6 protein-coding genes are annotated in these 8,525 nt (G+C 32.0%); 1 reads left to right on the plus strand and 5 read right to left on the minus strand.

What is annotated here, in order from left to right; translation table 11 throughout:
- Positions 1-29: 29 nt before the first annotated feature.
- The 4 genes from ACIQ06_RS12415 to ACIQ06_RS12430 all read right to left on the minus strand — a co-directional run bounded on the left by ACIQ06_RS12415 (position 30) and on the right by ACIQ06_RS12430 (position 5,082).
- Positions 30-230 (minus strand): helix-turn-helix transcriptional regulator, encoded by a 201-nt coding sequence (locus tag ACIQ06_RS12415; protein WP_396146764.1) that lies wholly within the window; start codon positions 228-230, stop codon positions 30-32.
- Positions 220-699, minus strand: coding sequence for a hypothetical protein (locus tag ACIQ06_RS12420; protein ID WP_396146766.1), 480 nt, complete (start codon positions 697-699; stop codon positions 220-222). Before ACIQ06_RS12420 ends, ACIQ06_RS12415 begins: the two co-directional genes overlap by 11 nt.
- A gap of 89 nt (positions 700-788) precedes the next feature.
- A complete protein-coding gene (locus ACIQ06_RS12425; RefSeq protein ID WP_396146769.1) occupies positions 789-2,087 on the minus strand; it encodes an amidohydrolase family protein in 1,299 nt (432 codons plus the stop codon).
- A gap of 1 nt (position 2,088) precedes the next feature.
- The gene (locus tag ACIQ06_RS12430) at positions 2,089-5,082 is read right to left on the minus strand and encodes an amidohydrolase family protein (RefSeq protein ID WP_396146771.1); all 2,994 of its coding nucleotides are present in this window, start codon (positions 5,080-5,082) and stop codon (positions 2,089-2,091) included.
- A 181-nt stretch (positions 5,083-5,263) separates the two neighbouring features.
- On the opposite strand from ACIQ06_RS12430, the gene ACIQ06_RS12435 reads away from it, so the two are divergent.
- Positions 5,264-6,799 (plus strand): YifB family Mg chelatase-like AAA ATPase, encoded by a 1,536-nt coding sequence (locus tag ACIQ06_RS12435; RefSeq protein WP_396146773.1) that lies wholly within the window; start codon positions 5,264-5,266, stop codon positions 6,797-6,799.
- A 63-nt stretch (positions 6,800-6,862) separates the two neighbouring features.
- Here ACIQ06_RS12435 and ACIQ06_RS12440 read toward each other — a convergent pair whose 3' ends face one another.
- Positions 6,863-8,185 carry a hydroxymethylglutaryl-CoA synthase family protein gene (locus ACIQ06_RS12440; RefSeq protein WP_396146775.1) on the minus strand — a complete coding sequence of 441 codons (1,323 nt, stop codon included), beginning with the start codon at positions 8,183-8,185 and terminating at the stop codon, positions 6,863-6,865.
- Between the last annotated feature and the right edge of the window lie 340 nt (positions 8,186-8,525).

Consider the following 8,525-nt stretch of genomic DNA (forward strand, 5'->3'; position numbering starts at 1 on the left):
ATCCCATCTTAATTTAGATGGGATTTTTTTTAATCGGTTGCTTCTAAGGTAAAAATGTCTTCTACAGGTTTATCAAAAAAGCGTGCTAGTTTAAGTGCTAAAACTGTTGAGGGAACATACTTTCCTTTTTCCATTGCGTTTATCGTTTGACGACTGACTTCAATTTGCTTGGCTAAATCTTCTTGCGAAATATTCTTAATAGCTCGCAAGACTTTCAAATTATTCGTCATCGTTAGTAGCTTTATTTAATTGATAAATTTTATAATGGAATCTTATAATAAAGAACAACAACATAGCTGCAATGTTAGCAATTAGGATGTAAAAATATGGAAATCCAAAAATAAAAAGGGTTGTAAAAAGTAATAAGCCAAAATTGAAATAGGTTGCCCAAACAAGACTTTCATATCTTATTTTTGAGATATATTCATCTTCATTTTTGGTCTTTGAAAATCCTACTAGTATGCCGCCAACTATTACTAAAACAGTAATTAGTTCATCAAGAATTCCATTTTCAATAAAATTAAAATACTTAGATTGATTAAATAGTCTATCATTGACTATTGCAAATGTTTTTACAACAAATGAGTTGTCAAAATCAAAGCCACTCAAAAGAAGGTAGGTACCTAGAATGAAACTTGGCACAAACAACAACCATCCAATTTTTTTAAATGCGTTTGGAAATAAAAAGTGTGTTTTCATATATAAATGATTTAAAGTTGAAACAAATGTAAAGTATATTTTACATATAGACAACTTTATTTTACAAAAAGAATGAAATATTTTACTTTTTAGTTTTGATTATATTTTGATTTGTATATTTTATTAAGGTTGCTTTGATGGTTTTCTAAATTGATTAATCTTCCTTGGATAAAAGTTTCCTTTAATTTATTGGTTCTCATATCTAATGCATCACCTTCAGAAATAAATAGAGTTGCGTCTTTACCTTCCTCTAAGGTTCCACAAAAAGAATCAATTCCTAAAATTTTGGCTGTATTAGAAGTTATGAGTTGTAAGGCTATTTCTTTATCAAGTCCGTATGCTGCACAAGTACCAGCAAGAAAGGGTAGGTTACGAGTATTCATACGCTCCATATTACCACTGTTTTCTAGTCCTACAAGAATACCTTTATCGGTAAGTATTTTAGCCATTTTGAAAGGAAGGTCATAATCTTGATCATCATTTACCGGCATATCATGTACACGTCTTAGAAGAACAGGAATGTTGTGTTTTAATAACAACTCTGTTGTTTTATAGGCTTCATATCCTCCAACAATAACCATTTTATTGATTCCGTTTTGTTTGAATAGATTAACAGCATCAATAATTTGTTTTTCGTCATTGGCGTGTATAAAAAGTGTTTGTGTTCCGTCAAGTAATCCTTTCATTGCTTCAAGTACAAGGTTTCTTTCTTTCGGAGTACTGCTAGAATAGCTCTTCGCGGTATTGATAAAATTTACAATTTCTTCAATTTGTTTGTTGTAGTCTTTGTTAACTTCAATAACACCATTTTCTGCTCCACGACCAGTTCTAAAAGTGTTAGGAAAATTCAAATGAATACCATCATTTTCTTTAAGAACCGCATCTTTCCATGTCCAAGCATCTAATTGAACGATAGAAGATGATCCAGAAATTCTTCCTCCTCTTGGAGTGATTTGCGCTGTAAGAATACCATTACTAACCACAGTTTCGGTTACTCTTGATTCAGAATTGTAAGCCATTAAACTTTTGACATTTGGATTAAAGTTTCCAATTTCATCTTCATCATCAGAGGCTTTTACGGCATCAATTTCAACCAATCCTAATGTGGAATTTGGAGCAATAAATCCGGGATAAATGTGTTTGCCGGCAGCATCAATTTTTATATCATAAGTATTCATATCAATTCTGATAAGCGTTGCATCGGCGACAAATTGCAATTTACCCTCTTTAAAAGCAATGATGCTATTTTCTATAACTTTTCCGTTGCCTAAATGAGCTGTTCCGTTCATAATTAAAACGGATTTACTTTGTTTATCAGCTGGCTTTTTTTGAGCGATTAAGTTTGTTGTTAAACTTAAAATCACAATGATTATACATAAATTTTTCATTTTAGTTTTCTTCTAAAGTGTCACAATGATATTCTTTCTTTTCTTTTTTTATAGGCTCTTGCGTAAGCATTCCTTTATTTTTTTCTTCAAGCAATTGACTAATCAATTCATTTTTTTCTTTTGTAATTGCGTCTCTTTGTATGGTGTCTCTTTCAATATCAAAATATACTACGCCTTCAATTATTGTTTTTTCTGCTTTTGCGTAAATAGATAACGGATTTTCATTCCACACTACTAAATCGGCATCTTTACCAACTTTTATGCTTCCTACTTTATCATCTATATGCAATAATTTTGCAGGATTTAGTGTTACAAATTTCCATGCTTCTTCTTCAGAAACATTGCCGTATTTTACTGCTTTGGCAGCTTCTTGATTTAAACGTCTAGACATTTCAGCATCATCAGAATTGTAGGCAACTAACACACCAGCATTATGCATTATCGGACCATTGTATGGAATGGCATCATTAACTTCAAATTTATAAGCCCACCAATCGGAGAACGTTGAGGCTCCAACACCATGTTCTTTCATTTTATCAGCTACTTTATAGCCTTCTAAAATATGAGTGAAGGTATTCATTTTGAAATTGAATTTTTCAGCCACATTCATCATCATTAATATTTCAGATTGCACATAGGAGTGGCAAGTAATGAATCGTTCTTTGTTGATGATTTCTGCAAGGGTTTGTAATTCTAAATCTTTTCTTGGTGCTTTAGTATTTTTTGAATTAGCACGGTAGCTTTTCCAAGCGTCATCATATTCTTTGGCACGTTGAAAATAATCGGTAAAAACTTGTTCAACACCCATTCTAGTTTGAGGATAACGTGTCGGATTTTGATCTGCCCAATTAGATTGTTTTACATTTTCACCCAAGGCAAATTTGATAAATTTTGGTTGATTTTTATACAACATTTCGTCTGGTGCTAATCCCCATTTCCATTTAACAATGGCCGAACGACCACCAATTGGATTAGCAGAACCATGAAGTAATTGTGATGTTGTAACGCCACCAGCAAGTTCTCTGTAAATATTAATATCTTCAGAATTTACCACATCTTCTATAGTAACCTCTGCAGTTGAATTGTGTCCAGATTCATTTACACCTCTTGAAATTGCAATATGTGAATGTTCGTCAATTATTCCTGAAGTAATGTGTTTGCCTTTAGCATTAATTATTGTTGCACTAGCATCCGAAATGTTTTTTCCGATGGTTACAATTTTTCCATTTTTTACTAATACATCGGTTTCTTGAAGTATGCCTTCTTTTTCATTGGTCCAAACCGTTGCATTTTTAAATAGTAAATTTTGAGATGCTAATTTTTGCGAATTTCCAAAAGGTAAATTAGGGTAGGTTACCGGAAAGACTTTGAAAGGTTTTTCAGCTTCTTTTACTTCCTCTTTATTTACAAAAGGTGCTGTTTTTATGGCGCTCCACGAAACTTCTTTGCCATCATTTAAAATAGCTTTACCAAAGAGATTTGAAGTATTCTCAACATATCCAGTTAATCTATTTATTGATGGATTGATTGTATCTTTTGATTTTAGAATAAGTGTAATCCAATTGTTTGAAAAAGAAAATTTAGAGCTTACTGTTTTATCTTCTTTTGATTTGATGTTTACTTTTGGACTAGCAATTTTTCCTTCAATTTTCATTTTGTAGGTTTCATTGTCTAGGGTTAAATCGTAATCGCCACGTATATCTTTTATAGTTCCATCGTTTACTACATATTTTGTTCCTTGTACCCAATTTTCAAAAAGTATCGTTTCTTCTCCAAATACTTCTCCAGATGTAATTAGAAAATTGGCATAACTTCCTACTTTTAAACTGCCAATTTCGTTGCTTTTACCAAGCATTTGTGCAGGAATTGTTGTTAATGATTCTAGGGCTTTAGTCTTATCAAATCCTAACTTAATTGCACGTAATAGATTCGTTCTAAAATCGTCTAATTTTTTTAGTTTATCAGTTGTTAGCGCAAAAGTAATTCCGTTTTCTGATAATACTTTCGGATTGGTAGGAGCTTGATTCCAATAGCGTAAATCATTTAATTCCATTTGATTGGCTTGAAATATATTGGAAACATCGTAAGCTTCAGGAAAATTTATTGGGATGATGAATTTTGCATTGGTTTTCTTGATTTCGTCGATGCGTTCAAATTCGTTTCCAAAACCTTTAAGCAGGTAGTTGATGTTAAATTCGTTTCCAATTTTTGATGCTCTTAAGCTATTTAATTTATCTTCTGATGCGAATATTTGTATTAATTTTTCATTTTTAGCTAACGCTTCAAGTGACAAATCGGTAGTTTCTGAATTTCCTTTTTTATACCAGTCTAAATCATAATACATTTGTCTAAGAAGTGCCATCATTCCCATTAGAGAATTTGGATACGATTGTGCCGAACCAGAACTTCTAGTAAATCCAAAATGATTTGAAATGGAATTACTTATAATTTTAGAACTGTTTGGAGCGTTATTAAGTGCTACTAAACTTCCAGTACCACGAGCAATACCATCTTGATTATGAGTTCCTACAACACCAAAGCCAATTTTTAAAAAATCCTCTGCTTTTTTTTCATCATACTTAAATAACTCAAAAGCATTTATTTCTGGACGAATGTGCTCGTTCCAATAATATCCTTTTCGTTTAGTATCATATAATTGACCACCTTCGAAACTGCTAATTGCTTTCGGTTTTTCTACTCCAAAATTGGTGTAAATATCAATAAATGAGGGATAAATAGATTTTCCTTCAATGTTAATGACTAGACAATTTTTAGGAATTGAAACCGTTGTTCCCACGGCAATAATTTTTCCATCTAAAATTAACAATGTTCCTTTGTCAATAACTTGAGTTGGTGTAACGTAAATCTTTGCATTGGTAAAAGCAGTATAATTAGTGCTTTTGTTTTTTACATTTTCATTGATTGGAAAATAATCTTGTGCGGAAATTGTGCTAGTAATTAAACTAAGTACAATTAGAAATAGAATTTTCTTCATAGTGGTTAGTAGTATATTCGTTAAAAGTAAAAAACGTTTTAGTAATATTAAACTTTTGTTTGAATTTTTTTGAGTTTTAACTTTTTAAACATGTTATGAAGAACTGATGAGGAATAAAAAAAGTCAAAAATTTTTGTTGAATAATTTTTTTTTAGATATTTGTGACTTAATTATATACGCCATGTTAGTAAAAGTTTATGGAAGCGCCGTTTTTGGCGTTCAAGCCACAACAATCACTGTTGAAGTAAATATTGATAAAGGAGTTGGATACCATCTTGTAGGTTTGCCCGACAACGCCATTAAAGAAAGTAGTTATCGAATTGCTGCTGCACTCAAAAATAATGGTTATCAATTACCAGTAAAAAAAATCACAATAAATTTAGCGCCAGCTGATTTACGTAAAGAAGGATCTGCTTATGATTTGACATTAGCAGTTGGAATTCTTGTAGCTTCTGGTCAGATTAAAGCCGATGATGTAGATAAATATGTTATTATGGGTGAATTGTCTTTAGATGGAGGTTTGCAACCCATAAAAGGCGCTTTGTCTATTGCAATTCAGGCTAGAGAAGAAGGTTTTAAAGGTTTTTTTCTGCCAAAACAAAATGCCAAAGAGGCTGCAGTTGTTGATGGATTGGAAGTTTATGGAATTGAAAACGTAACTGAAATAATCAATTTTTTTGAAGGAAAAGGAACGTTAGAACCAACCATCATCAACACAAGAGAAGAATTTTACAAGGAATTAGATTTTCCGGAGTTTGATTTTTCAGATGTCAAAGGTCAAGAGTCTATTAAAAGATGTATGGAAATTGCCGCAGCTGGCGGACATAACATTATTTTAATCGGTCCACCAGGTTCAGGAAAAACAATGCTTGCCAAACGATTGCCAAGTATTTTACCACCAATGACTTTGAAAGAAGCCTTGGAGACTACAAAAATACATTCGGTAGCAGGAAAAATTAAAGACGCTGGATTGATGAGTCAACGACCTTTTCGAGCGCCACATCATACCGCTTCAAGTGTTTCTCTTGTTGGAGGAGGAAGTTATCCGCAACCTGGAGAAATTTCTTTATCTCACAATGGCGTTTTGTTTCTTGATGAGTTACCAGAATTCAAAAGAGAAGTTTTAGAAGTAATGCGTCAACCTCTGGAAGATAGGGAAGTGACTATTTCGAGAGCTAAATTCACAATTACTTATCCATCATCTTTTATGTTGGTGGCTAGTATGAATCCGAGTCCGAGTGGTTATTTTAATGATCCAGATGCGCCACAAAGTTCTTCGCCTCATGAAATGCAACGCTATATGAGTAAAATCTCAGGACCACTTTTAGATAGAATTGACATTCATATAGAAGTTACGCCAGTTCCATTTGACAAATTAACAGAAACACGAAAATCAGAAAGTAGTATCGAAATTAGAAAACGAGTAACAGCAGCAAGAGAAATTCAAAGCAAACGATTTGAGACATTTGATAACATTCATTATAATGCACAAATGAATTCGAAACAGATTAGAGAATATTGTGCCTTAGATGAAGCATCTTTACAATTGCTAAAAACTGCTATGGAGCGATTGAATCTTTCTGCAAGAGCCTTTGATAGAATTTTGAAAGTTGCTAGAACCATAGCTGATTTAGAAAATTCAGAAATTGTGGTTTCCAATCATATTGCAGAAGCTATTCAATACAGAAGTTTAGATAGAGATGGATGGCTTGGATGATTTTAGATATTAGATAAAAGATTATATTTTCACTAATCAATAGCCAACACCTTAAGGTGTTGGCTATTGAAATTTATAATACCTAGCACCAACTAAAACAGGACTTTCTTTTTCGATATAATCTAAAACAAATTCATTTTTAGGTTGTAATACGGATTGTTTACGTTCTTTTTTGTGTAGTGTGATATAGGTTCCAAAATCTATTTCAGTTGAATTATTTAGGGTTTCAAATAACTGTGTTTTTTCAATTACTGATTGCCAATTCTCTTGAACTTCGGCTTCGAAAACTTTTGATTTTGAGCCACTTCCATAAGCAATGAAACCAAATTTTTTGTTTGTAAGATTAGTGTTTTGTTGTACATGATAGCATAATGTAGATAACATTCCGAGGAAAATAGAACCAGTGTACATATTTCCCACTTGACCAGAAGCGATTTCTGAGGGAAAAATAGTTTGTTTTACAAATTCTAAATATTCAGGTGATTTTGAAATGGTTTTAATATCTTCTGTTAGATTATTTTCTTTGGCAAAAATTTCTATAAATGTTCTTCGAGCTTGAAAACAATAGGGTAGGTGCATCAAAATGTTTTCCCAACTTTCGTACAACTTTCCATTTTGGTTGGTGATTTCTTTGTATTTGAAATAAGCCTCAGAAGTTCTGTTGATATAGCATTGATTTGAATATTGTCCGTCAAAAACAGGTTGTTCTTTGTAGAAAGCAATTTCATTTTCAAGAATTCCAAACCATTCAGGGTTTTCATTTGTATTTAAAATTTCTTCTTTTGAAAAGTAACGTCTTGGTTTAAAAAAATCAAAAACACCTTGAGCAGAAACACTAACTTCTTGAGAGAATGCTAAAACTCTTGGATTAGCAGTAACTAACATAGCAATTGCTCCAGCACCTTGAGTATATTCACCAGTTGAATTCAAATCGTATTTGGCATTGTCGGTGGCTACAACTATGGCTTTTTTGGTTGGATTTAATCTGATGAAATCGAGAGTTATTTGAAGAGCATCTACAGCTCCAATACAAGCGAAAGTCATGTCTAAAGTATCACAATAATTGAAACTTCCTTCACCAAATTGTTGTTCTAATAATGAAGTTATATAAGTTGCTATAGGTTTTGAAGAATCGACAGCGCTTTCTGTTCCAACATAAATTCGGGCAATATCTTTTGGGTTTAGGTTTTCTTGTTGGATAAGTTTGTAAACGGCATTAGCAGCAAAAGTTACAACATCTTGGTGTACATCTGGAAAACTCATTTTATGTAAGCCTAAACCTTTTACAAGTTTTTCGGGTTCAATATTTCTATTTTCTGCAAGAACTTTTATAGGTAAATGTATTTTTGGTAGGTCAAATGCAATGCTGTCAATTCCGACTTTCATGATAGTAAATTTTAGACAAAATTACTATTTGAAAGTATATTAATACTTGAACAATGTCTAAATTTAATTGAAGTGATGTCGATTTGTGAATGTGATAATTTTTAGTTTATTTTTTTATATTTTTTAAAATTATTGGTTTGGTTTATCTCAAATAGTTATCAAAAGCTGATTTTTGATAAAAACATTTTTGCATAAAAAAAAGAGCAATTTCAAAAGAGGGCACTGAAAAACATCGTTTATTTTGATTAGCACCGTTTTTTAGAGAATAAAAAAACGCTTATAGTAGGATTTTATACATCCGTTATAAGCGTTTTACTTTTTGCAACTGTTTTTTATTGTA

It is taken from the genome of Flavobacterium sp., from assembly GCF_044341265.1.
GTDB lineage: Bacteria > Bacteroidota > Bacteroidia > Flavobacteriales > Flavobacteriaceae > Flavobacterium.

Excerpts from the sequence above, each read along its gene's own strand:
- ACIQ06_RS12440 (WP_396146775.1), bottom strand. The coding sequence starts at position 8,185 with ATGAAAGTCGGAATTGACAGCATTGCATTTGACCTACCAAAAATACAT.
- ACIQ06_RS12415 (WP_396146764.1), bottom strand. The coding sequence starts at position 230 with ATGACGAATAATTTGAAAGTCTTGCGAGCTATTAAGAATATTTCGCAA.
- ACIQ06_RS12425 (WP_396146769.1), bottom strand. The coding sequence starts at position 2,087 with ATGAAAAATTTATGTATAATCATTGTGATTTTAAGTTTAACAACAAAC.
- ACIQ06_RS12435 (WP_396146773.1), top strand. The coding sequence starts at position 5,264 with ATGTTAGTAAAAGTTTATGGAAGCGCCGTTTTTGGCGTTCAAGCCACA.
- ACIQ06_RS12430 (WP_396146771.1), bottom strand. The coding sequence starts at position 5,082 with ATGAAGAAAATTCTATTTCTAATTGTACTTAGTTTAATTACTAGCACA.
- ACIQ06_RS12420 (WP_396146766.1), bottom strand. The coding sequence starts at position 699 with ATGAAAACACACTTTTTATTTCCAAACGCATTTAAAAAAATTGGATGG.